Source organism: Acidovorax sp. FJL06 (genome assembly GCF_003852545.1).
Taxonomy (GTDB): domain Bacteria; phylum Pseudomonadota; class Gammaproteobacteria; order Burkholderiales; family Burkholderiaceae_C; genus Acidovorax.
Genome location: NZ_QAJR01000030.1, coordinates 50926 through 68119, shown reverse-complemented (window position 1 = coordinate 68119; position 17194 = coordinate 50926). Strand labels below are relative to the sequence as shown.

Sequence of the window (17194 nt, the reverse complement as noted above, 5' to 3'; positions counted from 1 at the left end):
TCGCCCGGGCTTGGGCTGCCGGTCTTGGCAATAATGCGCAACGCTGCGGCTCAGCCTGCGCAGGCCATGCCCCGCGCCAGCGCTGGCTGCAAGGCCACCACCCCACCCACAATGACCAGCGCCGGAGCCTGGACCGCCTCGGTGGCAGCCACCCCGGGCAGCGATGCCAGGGTGCCCGTGAGACAGCGCTGCCCAGGCAGCGTGGCGCGCTCCACGATGGCCGCCGGCGTGTCCGCCGGCATGCCATGGGCCATGAGCTGGGCGCAAATGGTGGGCAGCGTGGCCACCCCCATGTAGAACACCACGGTCTGGCGCGCACGCGCCAGCAGCGGCCAGTCCAGCGCGGTGTCGTTGTCGCCGCGCAGATGGCCCGTGGCCAGCACCAGGGTGCCGGCATGGTCGCGGTGCGTGAGCGGAATGCCCGCGCAAGCGCCCGCCCCCTGGGCCGCCGTGATGCCAGGCACCACCTCGAACGGAATGCCCGCCTGCGCCAGGCCCAGGGCTTCTTCCCCACCACGCCCGAACACGTAGCAATCTCCACCCTTCAGGCGCACCAGCGGCCGGCCGCTGCGCGCCAGCCGGCACATCAGGTCGATGATGGCCTCTTGCGGCAGCGTGTGGCGGGAGGACTCCTTGCCCACATAGATGCACTCTGCGCTGGCGGGCACCAGGTCCAGCACCTGTTCGCCTACCAAATGGTCATACAGCACCAGGCTGGCTTCGCGCAACACACGCGCGGCCTTGACCGTCAGAAGGTCCGGATCGCCCGGGCCTGCGCCCAGCAGCGTCACGCGCCCGGGGGGCACCGGGGCACCGGCGGCCGCGCCACGTGCGGGCTCCAGCCATTGGGGGTTGTCCATGAAGCTCATCGTGGGGCCTTCGGTTTGTCTGTGGGGTGATGCATTGTTCTGACACACCGGCCCGCGCGTCCTTGAACCAGTTCAAGGACAGCACGCACCACCCGCAGGACGATACGCAGGCCCGCACCAGACGAAGGACAGCCGTTGGCCGGGCCGCAGAGCGCAGCCGCGCCTTGCCGAAAACCAATCGCTGCTCCATGACGCAGAGGACCGATGATGAAAGCAATCAAAACCGTCCAGCACCTTGCACTGGCCGCCGCCGCCATGGCCGTGGCCACCTCGGTGATGGCACAGGCAGGCAAGGGAGTCTCGCAACCCGAAATGAACTACCAGGCTGGCGGGTCCCCTTTGGTGAATGAGCCCATGCACCAAAGCACCAACCCCAAGGCACCGCCCATGACAGCGGCCGAGTTCGAGAAAGCGCGCCAGACCTACTTCGAGCGCTGCGCGGGCTGCCACGGCGTGCTGCGCAAGGGGGCCACCGGCAAGCCACTGACGCCCGACCTCACCATCGCCAAGGGCACCGACTACCTCAAGGTATTCATCTCCTACGGCTCTCCCGCAGGCATGCCCAACTGGCTCACCTCCGGCGAGATGAGCGAGCAGGAAGTGGACCTGATGGCGCGCTACATCCAGCACGAGCCACCAACACCCCCCGAGTTCGGCATGGCCGACATGAAGAAGACCTGGAAGGTCATCGTCGAGCCCAAGGACCGCCCCAAGAAGAAGCTCAACAACTACAACATCGAGAACATCTTCTCGACCACGCTGCGCGACACGGGCGAGGTGGCGCTGATCGATGGCGACACCAAGAAGATCATCAACATCGTCAAGACCGGCTACGCGGTGCATATCTCGCGCACGTCGGCTTCGGGTCGCTATCTGTTCGTGATCGGCCGCGACGCCAAGATCAACATGATCGACCTGTGGATGGAAAAACCCGACAACGTCGCCGAAGTGCGCGTGGGCCTGGAGGCCCGTTCGGTGGACACCTCCAAGTTCAAGGGCTACGAAGACAAGCTGGCGATTGCCGGCAGCTACTGGCCGCCCCAGTACACCATCATGAACGGTGACACGCTGGAACCGATGAAGATCGTCAGCACCCGGGGCATGGTCGTGGGCACGCAGGAATACCACCCCGAGCCCCGCGTGGCCTCCATCGTGGCGTCGCACTTCAAGCCCGAGTTCGTGGTCAACGTGAAGGAAACCGGCAAGACGCTGATGGTGGACTACTCCAACATCGACGCGCTCAAGGTCACCGAGATCGGCTCGGCCCCCTTCCTGCATGACGGTGGCTGGGATTCGAGCAAGCGCTACTTCATGGTCGCTGCCAACAACAGCAACAAGATCGCCGCCATCGACGCCAAGGAAGGCAAGCTGGCCGCCATCACCGAAGTGGGCAAGATCCCCCACCCCGGCCGTGGCGCCAACCTGCTGCACCCCAAGTTCGGCCCCGTCTGGGCCACCGGCCACCTGGGCGACGACACCATCTCGCTGATCGGCACCGACCCCAAGAAGCACAAGCAGTACGCCTTCAAGGAAGTGGCCAAGCTCACGGGTCCCGGTGGCGGCGCGCTCTTCATCAAGAGCCACCCCAAGAGCACCCACCTGTACTCCGATGCGCCGCTGAATCCCGATCCCAAGATCTCGCAATCCATCGTGGTGTACGACATCAAGAACCTGGACAAGGGCTTCGTGACCCTGCCTGTCGCGGAGTGGGCCGGGCTGAAGGATGACGGCGCCAAGCGCGTGGTGCAACCCGAGTTCAACAAGGCGGGCGACGAGGTGTGGTTCTCGGTGTGGAGCGCCAAGAACAAGGAAAGCGCGCTGGTGATCGTGGACGACAAGACGCTCAAGCTCAAGGCCGTGATCAAGGACCCGCGCCTCATCACGCCCACGGGCCACTTCAACATCTACAACACCCAGCACGACGTGTACTGACCCCAACAACCAACAGGAGCACATCATGAAGAACCTCCGCATTGCATGGCCCCTGGCCGTGGCGGCGGCCCTGGCGCTGGCCAGTGGCGCCGCCAGCGCGGCCGGGCCGGAAGAGGCCATGAACAAGGCGGGCTGCATGGCCTGCCACTCCAAGGACAAGAAGCTCGTCGGGCCCTCGTTCAAGGACATCGCGGCCAAGTACAAGGGCAAGGACGTGATCGCGCAGCTCACCGACAAGGTGCGCAAGGGCGGTTCGGGGGCCTTTGGCCCCATCCCGATGTCGCCCAACGGGCCGGACAAGATCGACGACGCCGACCTCAAGGCCGCGATCGAGTTCATCCTGAAATCCTGAGCAGCACCGCGAGCCCGCCATGCCGGCCTTCACCCGCCCCGCCGCACTGCTGCTGTGCGCCCTGGCCTGCGCCGGGGCGGCAGCGCAGGTGCCGGGCACACCAGAACGCCAGCGCGAGCTGGTGCGCATGGTGCGGCAAGACTGCGGCTCGTGCCACGGCATGCACCTCACGGGCGGGCTCGGCCCGCCCCTTACCCCTGCGGCCCTGGCGGACAAGCCTGTGGAGTCCATGGCCGCCACCATTTTTCACGGCCGCCCCGGCACCCCCATGCCGCCGTGGCGCGCCTTTGTCACCGAGACCGAAGCACTGTGGATCGCCGGGCAACTGCTTGGCGGCTTCCCTCCATCGCCTCCATCCAAGCCATGAAAAACGCCCTCCACGCGCCCCACTCCGTGGGGTCACTGCCCCCCGAATCGGCAGGCTTTTCATCCTGGGGTGGCCTGGCGATGCAACGGCGCTCGCTGCTCTCCGGCCTTGCTGCCCTGCCCCTGCTGGCCAGCGGCTGCGCTACGCCCCTGGCACCCCCGCCCCCGCTGATGGGCACGGGCGACCTCGGGGTCGTCATCGAGCGCGCCACGGGCGCCGTCCTCATCGTCAACACCAGCCAGCGCGCCGTGCTCACCCGCGTGACCGGGCTGGGCGACCTGTCGCACGCCTCGGTGGTGTTCTCGCGCGACGGCCGCCACGCCTATGTGTTCGGCCGGGATGGGGCGCTCACGCGCATCGACCTGCTCACCCAGCGCATCACTGCCCGCGAGCAGCAGGCGGGCAACTCCATTGGCGGCGCCATCAGCGCCGACGGCACGCTGGTGGCCGCACAGAACTACTCGCCCGGCGGCGTCAAGGTGTTTGACGCCGAAAGGCTCACGCTGCGGGCCGACATCCCGGCCCTCACTGCCGACGGCCAGCGCTCGCGCGTGGTGGGCCTGGCCGACCTGCCGGGGCGGCGCTTCATCTACAGCCTGTTCGATGCCAACGCCATCTGCATTGCCGACTGCACCGACCCCGCGCGGCCGCGCGTGACCCGCATCGACGGCATCGGCCGCCAGCCCTATGACGCACTGATCACCCCCGATGGCCGGCACTACATCGCCGGCCTGTTTGGCGAGGACGGCCTGGCCCTGGTGGACACCTGGGCCGAGGCGCCCACAGCACAGCGCATCCTCGCCGGCTACGGCCGGGGGCAGGAGCCCCTGCCCGTCTTCAAGATGCCCCACCTGCGTGGCTGGGCCGTGGCCGGGCGCCACGCCTACCTGCCCGCCATCGGACGCCACGAGGTGCTGGTGGTGGACACCACCACCTGGGCCGAGGTGGGCCGCATCCCCGTGGCGGGCCAGCCCGTGTTCGTGATGGCGCGGCCCGATGGCCGCCAGGTATGGGTGAACTTCGCCGTGCCCGACTACCACCGCGTGCAGGTCATCGACACCCTGGCCCAGCGCGTGGCCGCCACGCTGCAGCCCGGCAAGGCCGTGATGCACATGGAGTTCACGCCACGCGGCGAGTCGGTGTGGATCAGCTGCCGCGACGACGACAAGGTGCAGGTGGTGGACACCGCCACGCTGGCCACCCAGGCATCGCTGGCCGCCCAGGCGCCCAGCGGCATCTTCTTCACGGCGCGCGCCCAGCGCATGGGTTTCTAGCATGGGTGCACACACCAGCGACCTGCCGCTGCTCAACACCTGGCAACGCGATTTCCCGCTCTGCCTGGCACCGTTCGATGTGCTGGGGCACGCCCTGGGCCGCCCCGCCAACGCGGTCATCGCCCATTGCCAGCGACTGAAGGACGCGGGGGTGCTGGGCCGCATCGGCGCCGTGTTTGCGCCGGGCGCAGGCGGCGCGGGCCTGCTGGCCGCCATGGCCGTGCCCCATGCGCGGCTGGAGGCCGTCGCGGCCCTGGTATCCAGCCACCCGGGCGTCAACCACAACTACGAACGCGAAAACCCGCTCAACCTGTGGTTTGTTGCTACCGCCACAGACCCGGCAGCCCTGGAGCAGGTGCTCTGCCGCATTGAACAGGACACCGGGCTTCGCGTGCTGCGGCTGCCCATGGTGCGCCCCTACCGCATCGACCTGGGCTTCGACCTCAGTGCCACCGCCGCCGCTGCGGGAGGCGCTACGCAGGCAGCCTCCACGCCCGTGCCCGCCCACGAAGCGGGACTGGCGGCATTGGCCGAGCAGGGCCTGCCGCTGGTCGCGCGGCCCTACGACGCCTGGGCGGAGCACCTGGGATGGAGCCCCGCCACCGTGCTGGAGACCCTGCACCGCTGGCTGGCACAAGGCATCTTGAGCCGCTTTGGCATGGTCGTGCGCCACCACGAGGTGGGCTACACCGCCAACGCGATGACGGTGTTTGATGTGGCCGACGAGCAGGTGGATGCCTGTGGCGCCCTGCTCGCCCGGCAGCCCGGCATCACCCTTGCCTACCAACGCGAGCGCTCGGAACACTGGCCCTACAACCTGTATTGCATGGTGCACGGGCAAGAGCGCACCGAAGTGCAGGCATTGATAGAGCAGGCCGCGCAGCAGGCCGGCATTGCACACCTGCGCCGCGAAACCCTGTTCTCCCTGCGGCGCTTCACCCAGCGCGGCCCGCGCCGGTTTGCAGCCCTCCAGGAGGCCCCCCATGCTTAGGCCGGACCAGCTTCGCCTCGTGGACTACCTGCACGGCGGCTTTCCCGTGGTGGACCGCCCCTTCGCTGCCGTGGGCGCAGCCCTGGGCTGGAGCGAGGACCATGTCATCGAATGCCTGCGCCAGTTGCTGGCCAGCGGCGTGCTCACGCGCTTTGGCCCCCTGTTCCAGATTGAGCGCGCGGGCGGGCAGTTCATGCTGGCAGCGCTGGCCGTTCCCGAAGAGCGCTTTGACGAAGTCACGGCGCTGGTGAACGCGCTGCCCGAAGTGGCCCACAACTACCGGCGCGACCACCCGTCGCTCAACATGTGGTTCGTGCTGGCCGGGGAATCTGCAGGCGCCGTGGCCGATGCTGCCCGCCGCATCGAGCACGCGACCGGCCTGCCGGTGTTCCAGTTCCCCAAGGAGCACGAATACCGCGTCGAGCTGCGCCTGCCCCTCATCCCGCCAGAAGGAGCCCGCCATGGCGCTTGATGCCTTCGACCGCGCCCTCATCGCCGCCGTGCAGGGTGGCCTGCCGCTGGTGGCCCGCCCCTACGAGGCCGTGGGTGCCATGCTGGGCGTGAGCGGCGAGCAAGTGCGCGAGCGCCTTGCCTCCATGCTGGACGAGGGCCTGGTGCGCCGCATCGGCGCCGTGCCCAACCACTACCGCCTGGGCTTTACCGCCAACGGCATGAGCGTGTGGGACGTGGACGACCGCCAGGTGGATGCACTGGCCACCCAGATCGCCCGGCTCAATGGTGTGAGCCACTGCTACCGCCGCACCCGCCACGGGCCCGACTGGCCCTACAACCTGTTCGCCATGCTGCACGGCCGCACGCGCGATGAGGTCGAGCGCCAGGCCGACGTGGTGGCCGCGCTGCTGGGCCCCGCCTGCCGCGCCCGCGACATTCTCTATTCCACGGCCATTCTCAAGAAGACGGGCCTGCGCCTGAAAGGAACCCACGATGTTCAGGATTAGCCAATACATGCGCGAGCTGGCCGCCGCCGAGGCGGCTGGCAGCTACCCCGCCACCCGTGACCGCCAGCCGAAAGGCCCGGTGGTGATCTGGAACCTGATCCGCCGCTGCAACCTCACCTGCAAGCACTGCTACGCGCTGTCGGCCGACCACGACTACGCAGGTGAACTCTCGCGCGACGAGGTGTTCGGTGTGATGGACGACCTGCGCGCCTATGGCGTGCCCGTGCTCATCCTCTCGGGTGGCGAGCCGCTGATGCGCCCGGACCTGTTCGACATCGCCGCCCGCGCGCGGGACCTGGGGTTCTACACCGGCCTGTCCACCAATGGCACGCTGATCGACGCCCCCATGGCCGACCGCATCGCCGCCATGGGTTTTGACTACGTGGGCATCAGCCTCGACGGGCTGCGCGACACCCATGACCGCTTTCGGCGCATGCAGGGCGCGTTCGACCTGAGCCTGAACGCGCTGAAGCTGCTGCGCGAACGCGGCGTGAAGGTGGGCATGCGCTTCACCATGACCGCGATGAATGCGCACGACCTGCCCGCGCTGCTGGCCCTGATGCGCGCAGAGCAGGTCGACAAGTTCTATTTCTCGCACCTGAACTACGCCGGGCGCGGCAACATCCACCGGGGCAAGGACGCCCAGTTCCAGGCCACGCGCGATGCGCTCACGCTGCTGTTCGACCGGGCCTGGCACGCCGCACGGAATGGCCTGGCCGAGGAGTATGTGACCGGCAACAACGATGCCGATGGCCCCTTCCTGCTGCAGTGGGCGCAAGCGCGCCTGCCGCGCTGGGCGCCCCAACTGGCGCAGCGCCTGGCCGCCTGGGGCGGCAACGCCAGCGGCCTGAACGTGGCCAACATCGACAACCTGGGCCATGTGCACCCCGACACCATGTGGTGGCACCACACGCTGGGCGACGTGCGCAAGCGCCCGTTCTCGGCCATCTGGAGCGATACCTCCGACCCGCTGATGGCGGGCCTCAAGCAGCAGCCGCGCCCCGTACAGGGCCGCTGCGCGCAATGCCGCTACCTGGCGCTGTGTGGCGGCAACACGCGCGTGCGTGCCCAGCAGCTCACCGGCAACGCCTGGGCCGAAGACCCTGGCTGCTACCTCGAAGACGACGAGATCGGCCTGCAGCCGCCCCTGGGCACCACGGCACAGGGCCAACGCCAGCGCGTCACCATCCCCATCCGGGAGCAGATCCATGCCTGACGCCCCCACCGCTTTCCGCTGGCGCGCGCGCCTGGCCGATGCCGCCCGCGCGGCCCTCGTTGTGGGGCTGTGCTGGATGGGCTACGACCTCGCTGCTGCCCAGGGCATCCCGGCCGCCACGCTCTACGGCACCCATTGCGCCAGCTGCCACGGTGCCCAGCGCACCGGCGGCATGGGCCCGGCCCTGCTGCCCGAAAGCCTTGGCCGCCTGCCCGCCGCCGAGACGCTGCAGGTCATCACCCAGGGCCGCGCGGCCACGCAGATGCCGGCCTTTGGCGGCACGCTGTCGGCCGCCGAAGCCCAGGCCCTCGCGGCCTTCATCCGCACGCCGGTGGTGCCGGCACCCCGCTGGGCAGAGGGCGACATCCGCGCCTCACGCGAGTTCCACCCCGCGCCCGCGAACGAACCAGCCGCGCCGCTGTGGCAGGCCGACCCCATGAACCTGTTTGTGGTGGTGGAAGGCGGCGACCACCACGTGAGCCTGGTCGATGGCGACCGCTTCGAGGTCATCACCCGCTTCGCCAGCCGCTATGCGCTGCACGGCGGCCCCAAGTTTTCGCCCGACGGGCGCTATGTGTACTTCGGCTCGCGCGACGGCTGGATCACCAAGTACGACCTGTGGCGCCTCGCCGTGGTGGCCGAGGTGCGCGCCGGGCTGAACATGCGCAACGTGGCTGTGAGCGCCGATGGCCGCTGGGTCATGGCCGCCAACTATTTGCCCCACACGCTGGCCCTGTTCGACAGCGACCTGCAGCTGGTGCGCACGTACAGCGCAGGCACGCTGGACGGCAAGGCCAGCTCGCGCGTGTCGGCCGTGTACGACGCCGCGCCGCGCCACAGCTTCGTGGTGGCGCTAAAGGACATCCCCGAGATCTGGGAGATCTCCTATGACCCCCAGGCCGCCCCCATCCACGACGGCCTGGTGCACGACTACAAGATGGGCGAGGCCATCGCCACGCCCGGCTACCTGGGCGTGCGCCGCACCCCGCTGGACGAGCCGCTGGACGACTTCTTTTTCGACCAGAGCTACCGCCATGTGCTGGGCGCAACGCGCCCCAAGGACGCTTCTGCATCCGGGACCCAAAGTGGCAACGGCGCAGCCACCGCCCAGGTGGTGAACCTGGACGTGCGCCGCAAGATCGCCGACCTGCCCATCGCAGGCATGCCCCACCTGGGCTCGGGCATCACGTTCGCCTGGAACGGCACCACGGTGCTGGCCTCGCCCAACCTCCAGGGCGGCGCCATCGACGTGATCGACATGCAGACCTGGAAGCCGGTGGCCACCATCCCGACCCCGGGCCCCGGCTTCTTCATGCGCAGCCACGAGAAGACGCGCTACGCCTGGACCGACTCGATGATGAGCCGCTCCGCCAAGGACACCATGACCCTCATCGACAAGGCCACGCTCCAACCCGTGGCCACGGTGCGCGAGCCGGGCAAGACCCTGGCGCACATCGAGTTCACCAAGGACGGCAAGTACGCCCTGGCCAGCGTGTGGGAGATGGACGGCGCACTCATCGTGTATGACGCCACGACCTTGAAAGAGGTCAAGCGCCTGCCCATGAGCAAGCCCGTGGGCAAATACAACGTGTGGAACAAGATCACGCGCTCGGAAGGCACCTCGCATTGACAACCGGCACGGCTATGCCCAGCGATGCCACGGCGGCCCTGCCCGGGCCCGCCCCGGCGCAGCAGCGCCTGGTGGGCGACCTGGTGGTGTGGCTGCTGGTGCTGGCCGAGCTGCTCACCTTCGGCATCCTGTTTGCGTCCTTTGCGGTGACCCGGGTGCGCGAGCGTGCGCTGTTTGCCGCCGGGCAGGCCACGCTCGACCTGTCCAGCGGCGCCATCAACACGGTGCTGCTGGTGTCGGCGAGCTGGTGCGTGGCCCGCAGCGTGCACGCCGTGCGGGCAGACCAGTCCCGCACCGGCGCGCGCTGGCTGCTGGGCGCATTGACCAGCGGCTGCGGCTTTCTGGTGCTCAAGACGGTGGAGTACGTGCACAAGTGGAACGAAGGCATCAACGTGGCCGAGAACAGCTTCTACCTGCTGTACGTGATGCTCACGGGCTTTCACTTCCTGCACGCCGCCGTGGGCTGCATCCTCTTTGCGGTGCTGTGGCGGCCCACACGGCACGGCGCCTATGGCCCCGGCAATTGCCATGCGCTGGAGACTGGCGCGGTGTTCTGGCACATGGTGGACCTGCTGTGGATGCTGCTTTTCCCCCTGGTCTACGTGCTGCGCTGAACACCATGAAACGCCCTGACCGCATCGACTGGATCTGGCTGGCCCTGCTGGCCGCCACCGCCACCACCTGGTGGCTGGGCGAGCACCCGGGTGCCACCCCCGGCACCCCGCTAGCCTGCGTGGTGCTGGCCCTGGCAGCGGGCAAGGGGGTGCTCATCGTGCGGGACTACATGGAGCTGCGCCACGCACCCGCCCTGTGGCAGCGCCTGCTGCTGGGCTGGCTGGGGCTGACCACGCTCATCCTTCTGGTGGCCACGGTGTGGCCACGCTAGGCTCGCCACACTTGCTATCAATAGAGTAGCTTATAGCGCTTACCTGGCGGGCGGTAGCGGCCTATTTCAACCACAACCCGCAGACAACCCCCTTCACCAGGCAGAGGCGCTTTCCTTGAACCCGTTCAAGGAAAAAAGTCGAGCAAATTGGGAGGATAAGGCCCTCAAGTTCGAAGGAGGGCTTACGAATGAGCCAGTCACACAGCGGTTTCACCAAGCAGATGGCCCGCAACATGTTTTACGGGGGCACGGTGTTTTTTGCCCTGCTGTTCGCCGCCATCGTGTTCGATAGCGAGCGCCGCATTCCCGAGCGGTCCAACGCCCAGGCCATCACCCCGGCCGTCGTGGCGGGCAAGAAGATCTGGGAGACGCGCAACTGCATCGGCTGCCACACCCTGCTGGGCGAAGGCGCGTACTTCGCGCCCGAGCTGGGCAATGTCTACAAGCGCCGGGGCGGCGACTTCATCAAGGTGTGGATGCAGGCGCAGCCCACCGGCGTGGCCCACCGCCGCCAGATGCCGCAGTTCAACCTGACCGACCAGCAGCTCAACGACCTGGTCGAGTTCCTCAAGTGGACCGGCGAGATCAACACCGAAAACTGGCCACCCAACATCGAAGGTTGAGAGAGGGAACCACACCATGCATATCTCCACACTCAAATACCAGAGCCAATCGGTCTCGAAGCTCTACTTCATCGCCGCCATGGCGCTGTTCGCCGGCCAGATCATCTTTGGCATCACGCTCGGCCTGCAGTACGTGGTGGGCGACCTGTTCTTCCCCTACATCCCGTTCAACGTGGCGCGGATGGTGCACACCAACCTGCTGATCGTGTGGCTGCTCTTCGGCTTCATGGGCGCGGCCTACTACATGGTGCCCGAGGAGGCCGAGACCGAGCTGCACTCGCCGCTGCTGGCCAAGGTGCTGTTCTGGATCTTCCTCGTGGCGGGCGCGCTCACCATCGTGGGCTACCTCACCGTGCCCTACGCCAAGCTGGCGGAACTGACGGGCAACGACCTGCTGCAGACCATGGGCCGCGAGTTCCTGGAACAGCCCCTGCCGACCAAGGTGGGCATCGTGGTCGTGGCCCTGGGCTTTCTCTACAACATCAGCATGACGGTGCTCAAAGGCCGCAAGACCGCCATCAGCCTCGTGCTGCTGATGGGCCTGTGGGGCCTGGCGCTGATGTTCCTGTTCAGCTTCGTGAACCCGCACAACCTGGTGCGCGACAAGATGTACTGGTGGTTCGTGGTCCACCTGTGGGTGGAGGGCGTGTGGGAGCTGATCCTGGGCGCGCTGCTGGCCTACGTGCTGGTCAAGACGACGGGCGTGGACCGTGAGGTCATTGACAAGTGGCTGTACGTGATCATCGCCTTCGCGCTGATGACCGGCATCCTGGGCACGGGCCACCACTTCTACTTCATCGGCCTGCCTGGCTACTGGCACTGGATCGGCAGCATCTTCAGCGCGCTGGAGCCCATTCCCTTCTTCATGATGACGGTGTTCGCCTTCAACATGGTGCAGCGCCGCCGCCGCGAACACCCCAACCAGGCCGCCGTGCTGTGGGCCGTGGGCACGGCCGTTCTGGGCTTCCTGGGCGCAGGCCTGTGGGGCTTCATCCACACGCTCTCGGCCGTGAACTACTACACCCATGGCTCGCAGATCACGGCCGCCCACGGGCACCTGGCCTTCTACGGCGCCTACGTGCTGGTGGTCATCACGCTCATCAGCTACGCCATGCCCACGCTGCGCGGTCGCATCGCCAACAGCAAGAAGGCCCAGGCTGCCGAGATGTGGAGCTTCTGGATCATGACCATCGGCATGGCCACCATGGTGCTGGCCCTCACGGGCGCAGGCATCCTGCAGGTATGGCTGCAACGCATGCCCCTGACCAACGCCATGGGCTTCATGGCCACGCAAGACCAGCTCACCATCTTCTACTGGGTGCGCATCGCCGGTGGCGTGGTCTTCCTGCTGGGCCTGTTGCTGTTCTTCACGAGCTTCTTCATCGGCGGCGACCCGGTGACCGAGGACACGGGCGGCAAGGGCGCCAAGAACGGCGTTCTGCCAGCCCGGTCGCTGAACCCAGCCTGACCCCCACCCACCGGCAAAGGCCCCCATGGACCACAGCGAACTGCAACACCTCGCCCCCCCGGCCCTGCCCTTCTATGCAGAACAAGGTGGCGAATCCGCCCTGTTCGAGCATGCCTGGCGCCAGCGCCTGCCGCTGCTCATCAAGGGCCCCACGGGCTGCGGCAAAACCCGCTTCGTGGAGCACATGGCGGCGCGCCTGGGGCGGCCGCTCATCACCGTGAGCTGCCATGACGACCTGTCGGCCGCCGACCTGGTGGGCCGGCACCTGCTGGGCATCAGCGGCACGGTGTGGGCCGATGGCCCCCTGGCGCGCGCCGTGCGCCAGGGCGCGATCTGCTACCTGGACGAGGTGGTGGAAGCGCGCAAGGACACCACCGTGGTGCTGCACCCGCTGGCCGATGACCGGCGGGTGCTGCCCATCGAGCGCACGGGCGAGCTGCTGGCCGCGCCGCCGGAGTTCATGCTCGTCATCTCCTACAACCCCGGCTACCAGAGCCTGCTCAAGAGCCTCAAGCCCAGCACACGCCAGCGCTTTGTGGCGCTGAACCTGGGCTACCCCGCCCCGGCGGTCGAAGAGGCCGTCCTGCGCACCGAAGCCGGTGCCAGCGCCGAACTGGCGGCCACGCTGGTGCGCCTGGGCACGGCCCTGCGCCAGATTACCGACCACGACCTGGAGGAAGTGGCCAGCACCCGCCTGCTGGTGATGGCGGCGCGCCTGGCCGTCTCGGGTGTACCACTGGCCACCGCCTGCCGTGCGGCCATCGTGGACGCGCTCACCGACGACGCCGACACGGCGTCTGCGCTGGACGAGGTGCTGCGCGCCCTGCTGGGGTGATGCCTCGCCATGCAACGCCAGCGCCGCGCCTGCCAGATTGCGTTCTTCGCGCTGTTCCTGTGCGCCCCGGCGCTGAACCTGCTGCGCTTTGACCTCACGGAAGTGCAGCTCTGGGTGCTGGGCCAGCGCTGGAGCCTGGGGATCGACACCTTCCGCCAGGGGCTGATTGGCCCCGGCGAGATGGCCTGGCGCCTGCTGCTGCGCGCACTGCTGCCAGCGCTCCTCATCGTGGGGGGATTTCTGGCCGTGGCCTGGCGCTATGGGCGCCTGTACTGCGGCTGGCTGTGCCCGCACTTTTCTCTGGTGGAGCTGCTCAACCACACGCTGCAAAAAGCCTGCGGCCGCCTGTCGCTGTGGGACCCCAAGCCCACGCCCCAACGCGGCCTCACGCCCGACCGGCGCTGGTGGCCCGTGTTTGTGCTGCTGTGCCTGCTGATGGGTTTTGCCTGGGCCATCACGCTGCTGACCTACCTGCTGCCCCCCGCCGATGTGTGGGGCCGTTTGCTGCACGGCACCTCCACCCCGGGCCAGGTGCGCTTCCTGGTGGCAGGCACGGCCGTGTTCACGGCCGAATTCCTGTTCGCGCGCCACCTGTTCTGCCGGTTTGGCTGCGCGGTGGGCCTGTTCCAGAGCCTGGTGTGGATGGCCAACCCGCGCGGGCGCGTGGTGGGCTTCGCGCGCGATGCCGGGCGCCTGCCGACCGCCTCCGCCGCCCCTGCGGCCCCTTCCGGCCTGCAGGCCGCCCACCCTTCGCAGTGCCGCAGTTGCGACGAGCCCCATGGCAACGCCTGCGACCGCGCCTGCCCCATGCACCTGCCGCCCCGCCAGTTCAAGCGGCGCAAGTTCTCGTGTGTGCAGTGTGGGCTGTGCGTGCAGGCCTGCGAACACTCGCAGTCTGCCCAGCAGCGTGCGCCCCTGCTGCAATGGAGCATTGGTGTGGATGCACTGCGCGAGTCCTTGCGTGCACGGCCACGTGAAACCCCCTCGGCCCCCACTTCGCGCGCCGCAGGCAACGCCATGGAGCACTGACATGGAAGAATGGATCGGCCAGCAATGGCACCGCCTGATTACCCACTGGGCCGCCGGCGGCCACCCCGAAGCCGCCGTCACGCTCGAAGAAGTGCGCAAGCCGCTGGGCCTGCTGTTCCGCTGCGGGGGCGGCCCCGCTGCCATGCGCATTGCCCCGGCCGCTGACCGCACCGTGGGCGGCCCGCGCGGCTGGCTGCAGCGCGCTGCAGGCGCCGGCACACGCGCCGCGCTGCCCGAATACCAGAACGACGTGTTGGCCCTGCCCGCCACGCTGGCCGTTTTTGCCGATCGCGCGCTCAACCGCGACCTGTACCTGTGGCTGGCGGCCCTGGGCTCGCAGTGGCATACCGCCCAACCCGCGCAGCCCGGCTGGCTGGCCCACAACCTGGCGGCGGAGCAAGCAGCCCGCGCCGCGTTTCCGGGCCTGGCCGCCACCCACGACCGGCTGCGGCACGCGCAGCTGGCCCAGCGCCCACCGCTGCACCGCCTGCGTGGCCCTGCCGCCGAGGCAGAGGCCTGGGTGCAGCGCGCACTGCGCGGCGAGCTGGACGGCCCCGCGCCGGGCTTGCCCCTGCCGGCCCTGCCCTCCAGCACCACCGCACCGGTCTGGCTGTGGCTGGACAACGGCCAGACCCTGGCGGCAGCCCCCCGCCGCCCTGCAGAGCCCCCCGAGCCCCCCGAAGGCCACGGCGTCACCGCGCCCGGCCCCGACGACCGCACGCGCCGCAGGGCCGAGCGGGTGCGCGATGAGCGCCACGCCGCGCCGCTGATGCTGTTCTTCCGCGCCGAATCCATCCTCTCCTGGGGCGAATTCACCAAGGTGCAGCGCGCCGACGACGACAGCGATGACGGCAACGCCCTGGATGCCGCGCGCGACATGGATGTGCTGGCCATCGCCGAGGACGCGGGCAATGCGCGCCGCCTGGCGTCGCGCGTGCGTTTTGACCTGGATCTGCCCAGCGCCAGCGCCGACGACATCGCCCTGGGCCCCGGCGAACACCAGCCCGAGTGGGACTGGAAGGCCCGGCTGCTGCGCCCCGCCCACTGCGCCGTGCAGCGCATGGTGGCGCGCGAAGCCCCGCCCTTTGCCCCCGACGCCCGGCTGCGCACCACCGCCCGCCAGGTGCGCCGCCGCCTGGAGGTGCTGCGCGCCGCACCGCTGCGCGCCCATGCCCAGCCCGATGGCGACGAACTGGACGTGGACGCCTGGGTGCGCCATGCCACCGACGGTGCCGCCTGGCGCAGCGAGTCGCCTGCCGTGTGGCAGCGCCGTGTGCGCGCCGAGCGCAGCCTGGCCACGCTGCTGCTGGCCGACCTGTCGCTCTCCACCGACGCCCATGTGGGCGGCGCGGGCCAGCCCATGCGCGTCATCGACGTGATCCGCGATGCGCTGTATGTGTTCGGCGAGGCCCTGGCCGCCGGGGGCGACACCTTCGAGATGCTGGGCTTCAGCTCGGTGCGGCGCCAGAACGTGCGCATCCAGCACCTCAAGGGATTCGACGATGCCTGGGGCCCCCTGGCGCGCGCACGCATCGCGGCCATCAAGCCCGGCTACTACACGCGCATGGGCGCCGCCATCCGCCACGCCACGGCGCAGCTGGCCGCACGGCCCGAGCGCCAGCGCCTGCTGCTGCTGCTGACCGATGGCAAACCCAACGACCTGGACGTGTACGAAGGCCGCTACGGGCTGGAGGACACCCGCCACGCGGTGCAGCAGGCCCGTGCCCAGGGGCTCACGCCTTTCGCCGTGACGATTGACGATGCGGGGCACGACTACCTGCCCTACCTCTTCGGCCAGCAGGGCTACGCACTGGTGCACCGCCCGCGCGACCTGGCACAGCGGCTGGCAGCGGTCTACAGCCAGATCACGCGCCAGCAAATTTGACGCGGTGCAGCATGCACCTTTGACGCTGGACAAGACCCTGCCGGGAACGTCCCCGTGTAATCGCTGCATTACTCCCAATGCAGCCCCACCATGGACATCCGGCAATTTGACATTCCGCGCTACCTGTCGGCCCTGCCGCTTTTTCAGGAATCCACCCCCGAGGAGCTGGCCCGCCTGGCCCAGGGCTGCCGGTTGCGCCGCTTCGCGCGTGGCGACAGCATCTTCCGCGTGGGCACCCCCTGCGAAGAGTTCCATGTGACGGTGCTGGGCCAGGTCAAGCTGTTTGCGCTCTCGCCCTCCGGGCAGGAGAAGGTGATCGAGCTGGTGGGCCCGGGCTCCAGCTTTGCCGAGGCCCTGATGTTCACGGGCAAGCCCTACATCATCAATGCCCAGGCACTGGCCGAGACCCTGCTGCTGAGCGTGGACAAAACCACGGTGGAGCGTGAAATCCAGGCCGATCCACGCTTTGCCATGCGCATGCTGGCAGGCATCTCGCGGCGCCTGCACGGGCTGGTGCACGATGTGCAGACCTACACGCTGCACAGTGGCATGCAGCGCGTCGTCAGCTACCTGCTGCACGAGCTGCCCGAAGACTCCAGCGACGCCGCCGGCATTGCGCTGGCCTGCGCGGGCTGCGGCGAACCCCAGGAGCCGGGTGGCCTGAGCCTGACGTTGCCGGTGAGCAAAGCCACCATCGCATCGCGCCTGTCGCTCACGCCCGAGTATTTCTCGCGCGTGCTGCACGAGCTCGAAGACGCAGGACTGATCCACATGGACAAACGCGACATCCACATCCCCGATGCGGTGCGCCTGGCCGAACACACCTGGTCCGACCCCGGTGCACGCCGCACCGCGCCCGCAACGGCCGCCGCATAAGC

General features: G+C 68.6%; 18 protein-coding genes. 17 read left to right on the top strand and 1 reads right to left on the bottom strand.

The window, feature by feature from the left end:
* Nucleotides 1–50: 50 nt before the first annotated feature.
* On the bottom strand, nucleotides 51–869 hold the full coding sequence (gene cobA / locus DBV10_RS17305; RefSeq protein ID WP_124514836.1) for a uroporphyrinogen-III C-methyltransferase: 819 nt from the start codon (nucleotides 867–869) through the stop codon (nucleotides 51–53).
* Between the two features lie 204 nt (nucleotides 870–1073).
* On the opposite strand from cobA, the gene DBV10_RS17300 reads away from it, so the two are divergent.
* The 17 genes from DBV10_RS17300 (at nucleotide 1074) to DBV10_RS17220 (ending at nucleotide 17192) form a co-directional block, all read left to right on the top strand.
* Nucleotides 1074–2801, top strand: a complete 1728-nt coding sequence (locus DBV10_RS17300; RefSeq protein WP_370451193.1) for a cytochrome D1 domain-containing protein — start codon at nucleotides 1074–1076, stop codon at nucleotides 2799–2801.
* Nucleotides 2802–2826: 25 nt separating this feature from the next.
* Entirely contained in the window at nucleotides 2827–3153 is a 327-nt protein-coding gene (locus DBV10_RS17295) for a c-type cytochrome (protein WP_124514834.1), read from the top strand.
* 19 nt (nucleotides 3154–3172) lie between these two features.
* Nucleotides 3173–3520 (top strand): cytochrome c, encoded by a 348-nt coding sequence (locus DBV10_RS17290; RefSeq protein WP_124514833.1) that lies wholly within the window; start codon nucleotides 3173–3175, stop codon nucleotides 3518–3520.
* 80 nt (nucleotides 3521–3600) lie between these two features.
* A complete protein-coding gene (locus DBV10_RS17285; RefSeq protein WP_124514918.1) occupies nucleotides 3601–4794 on the top strand; it encodes a cytochrome D1 domain-containing protein in 1194 nt (397 codons plus the stop codon).
* A gap of 1 nt (nucleotide 4795) precedes the next feature.
* Nucleotides 4796–5785, top strand: coding sequence for an Lrp/AsnC family transcriptional regulator (locus DBV10_RS17280; protein ID WP_124514832.1), 990 nt, complete (start codon nucleotides 4796–4798; stop codon nucleotides 5783–5785).
* The gene (locus DBV10_RS17275; RefSeq protein WP_124514831.1) at nucleotides 5778–6257 is read left to right on the top strand and encodes an Lrp/AsnC family transcriptional regulator; all 480 of its coding nucleotides are present in this window, start codon (nucleotides 5778–5780) and stop codon (nucleotides 6255–6257) included. The genes DBV10_RS17280 and DBV10_RS17275 overlap by 8 nt, the downstream gene beginning before the upstream one ends.
* Nucleotides 6247–6744: an AsnC family transcriptional regulator gene (locus tag DBV10_RS17270; protein ID WP_124514830.1), complete on the top strand. Its 498-nt coding sequence runs from the start codon at nucleotides 6247–6249 to the stop codon at nucleotides 6742–6744. Before DBV10_RS17275 ends, DBV10_RS17270 begins: the two co-directional genes overlap by 11 nt.
* Nucleotides 6731–7960 carry a heme d1 biosynthesis radical SAM protein NirJ gene (nirJ, locus tag DBV10_RS17265; RefSeq protein ID WP_124514829.1) on the top strand — a complete coding sequence of 410 codons (1230 nt, stop codon included), beginning with the start codon at nucleotides 6731–6733 and terminating at the stop codon, nucleotides 7958–7960. The genes DBV10_RS17270 and nirJ overlap by 14 nt, the downstream gene beginning before the upstream one ends.
* Nucleotides 7953–9590 (top strand): nitrite reductase, encoded by a 1638-nt coding sequence (locus DBV10_RS17260; protein ID WP_199740157.1) that lies wholly within the window; start codon nucleotides 7953–7955, stop codon nucleotides 9588–9590. The genes nirJ and DBV10_RS17260 overlap by 8 nt, the downstream gene beginning before the upstream one ends.
* 14 nt (nucleotides 9591–9604) lie before the next feature.
* Nucleotides 9605–10204 carry a cytochrome c oxidase subunit 3 family protein gene (locus tag DBV10_RS17255; protein ID WP_124514828.1) on the top strand — a complete coding sequence of 200 codons (600 nt, stop codon included), beginning with the start codon at nucleotides 9605–9607 and terminating at the stop codon, nucleotides 10202–10204.
* A 5-nt stretch (nucleotides 10205–10209) separates the two neighbouring features.
* Nucleotides 10210–10476 carry a cytochrome C oxidase subunit IV family protein gene (locus DBV10_RS17250; protein ID WP_124514827.1) on the top strand — a complete coding sequence of 89 codons (267 nt, stop codon included), beginning with the start codon at nucleotides 10210–10212 and terminating at the stop codon, nucleotides 10474–10476.
* A gap of 188 nt (nucleotides 10477–10664) precedes the next feature.
* A complete protein-coding gene (locus tag DBV10_RS17245) occupies nucleotides 10665–11099 on the top strand; it encodes a cytochrome c (RefSeq protein ID WP_124514826.1) in 435 nt (144 codons plus the stop codon).
* A gap of 16 nt (nucleotides 11100–11115) precedes the next feature.
* Nucleotides 11116–12567: a cbb3-type cytochrome c oxidase subunit I gene (locus DBV10_RS17240; protein WP_124514825.1), complete on the top strand. Its 1452-nt coding sequence runs from the start codon at nucleotides 11116–11118 to the stop codon at nucleotides 12565–12567.
* Between the two features lie 25 nt (nucleotides 12568–12592).
* Nucleotides 12593–13402 carry a CbbQ/NirQ/NorQ/GpvN family protein gene (locus DBV10_RS17235; RefSeq protein WP_124514824.1) on the top strand — a complete coding sequence of 270 codons (810 nt, stop codon included), beginning with the start codon at nucleotides 12593–12595 and terminating at the stop codon, nucleotides 13400–13402.
* 9 nt (nucleotides 13403–13411) lie between these two features.
* Nucleotides 13412–14431, top strand: a complete 1020-nt coding sequence (locus DBV10_RS17230; RefSeq protein ID WP_124514823.1) for a 4Fe-4S binding protein — start codon at nucleotides 13412–13414, stop codon at nucleotides 14429–14431.
* 1 nt (nucleotide 14432) lies between these two features.
* On the top strand, nucleotides 14433–16316 hold the full coding sequence (locus tag DBV10_RS17225) for a nitric oxide reductase activation protein NorD (RefSeq protein WP_124514822.1): 1884 nt from the start codon (nucleotides 14433–14435) through the stop codon (nucleotides 16314–16316).
* Between the two features lie 90 nt (nucleotides 16317–16406).
* Nucleotides 16407–17192 (top strand): Crp/Fnr family transcriptional regulator, encoded by a 786-nt coding sequence (locus tag DBV10_RS17220; RefSeq protein WP_124514821.1) that lies wholly within the window; start codon nucleotides 16407–16409, stop codon nucleotides 17190–17192.
* The last annotated feature ends 2 nt before the right edge of the window (nucleotides 17193–17194 follow it).

Bases quoted from the DNA above. Each gene is read 5' to 3' on its own strand.
- cobA (WP_124514836.1), bottom strand. From the start codon at position 869: ATGAGCTTCATGGACAACCCCCAATGGCTGGAGCCCGCACGTGGCGCG.
- DBV10_RS17300 (WP_370451193.1), top strand. From the start codon at position 1,074: ATGATGAAAGCAATCAAAACCGTCCAGCACCTTGCACTGGCCGCCGCC.
- DBV10_RS17295 (WP_124514834.1), top strand. From the start codon at position 2,827: ATGAAGAACCTCCGCATTGCATGGCCCCTGGCCGTGGCGGCGGCCCTG.
- DBV10_RS17290 (WP_124514833.1), top strand. From the start codon at position 3,173: ATGCCGGCCTTCACCCGCCCCGCCGCACTGCTGCTGTGCGCCCTGGCC.
- DBV10_RS17285 (WP_124514918.1), top strand. From the start codon at position 3,601: ATGCAACGGCGCTCGCTGCTCTCCGGCCTTGCTGCCCTGCCCCTGCTG.
- DBV10_RS17280 (WP_124514832.1), top strand. From the start codon at position 4,796: ATGGGTGCACACACCAGCGACCTGCCGCTGCTCAACACCTGGCAACGC.
- DBV10_RS17275 (WP_124514831.1), top strand. From the start codon at position 5,778: ATGCTTAGGCCGGACCAGCTTCGCCTCGTGGACTACCTGCACGGCGGC.
- DBV10_RS17270 (WP_124514830.1), top strand. From the start codon at position 6,247: ATGGCGCTTGATGCCTTCGACCGCGCCCTCATCGCCGCCGTGCAGGGT.
- nirJ (WP_124514829.1), top strand. From the start codon at position 6,731: ATGTTCAGGATTAGCCAATACATGCGCGAGCTGGCCGCCGCCGAGGCG.
- DBV10_RS17260 (WP_199740157.1), top strand. From the start codon at position 7,953: ATGCCTGACGCCCCCACCGCTTTCCGCTGGCGCGCGCGCCTGGCCGAT.
- DBV10_RS17255 (WP_124514828.1), top strand. From the start codon at position 9,605: ATGCCCAGCGATGCCACGGCGGCCCTGCCCGGGCCCGCCCCGGCGCAG.
- DBV10_RS17250 (WP_124514827.1), top strand. From the start codon at position 10,210: ATGAAACGCCCTGACCGCATCGACTGGATCTGGCTGGCCCTGCTGGCC.
- DBV10_RS17245 (WP_124514826.1), top strand. From the start codon at position 10,665: ATGAGCCAGTCACACAGCGGTTTCACCAAGCAGATGGCCCGCAACATG.
- DBV10_RS17240 (WP_124514825.1), top strand. From the start codon at position 11,116: ATGCATATCTCCACACTCAAATACCAGAGCCAATCGGTCTCGAAGCTC.
- DBV10_RS17235 (WP_124514824.1), top strand. From the start codon at position 12,593: ATGGACCACAGCGAACTGCAACACCTCGCCCCCCCGGCCCTGCCCTTC.
- DBV10_RS17230 (WP_124514823.1), top strand. From the start codon at position 13,412: ATGCAACGCCAGCGCCGCGCCTGCCAGATTGCGTTCTTCGCGCTGTTC.
- DBV10_RS17225 (WP_124514822.1), top strand. From the start codon at position 14,433: ATGGAAGAATGGATCGGCCAGCAATGGCACCGCCTGATTACCCACTGG.
- DBV10_RS17220 (WP_124514821.1), top strand. From the start codon at position 16,407: ATGGACATCCGGCAATTTGACATTCCGCGCTACCTGTCGGCCCTGCCG.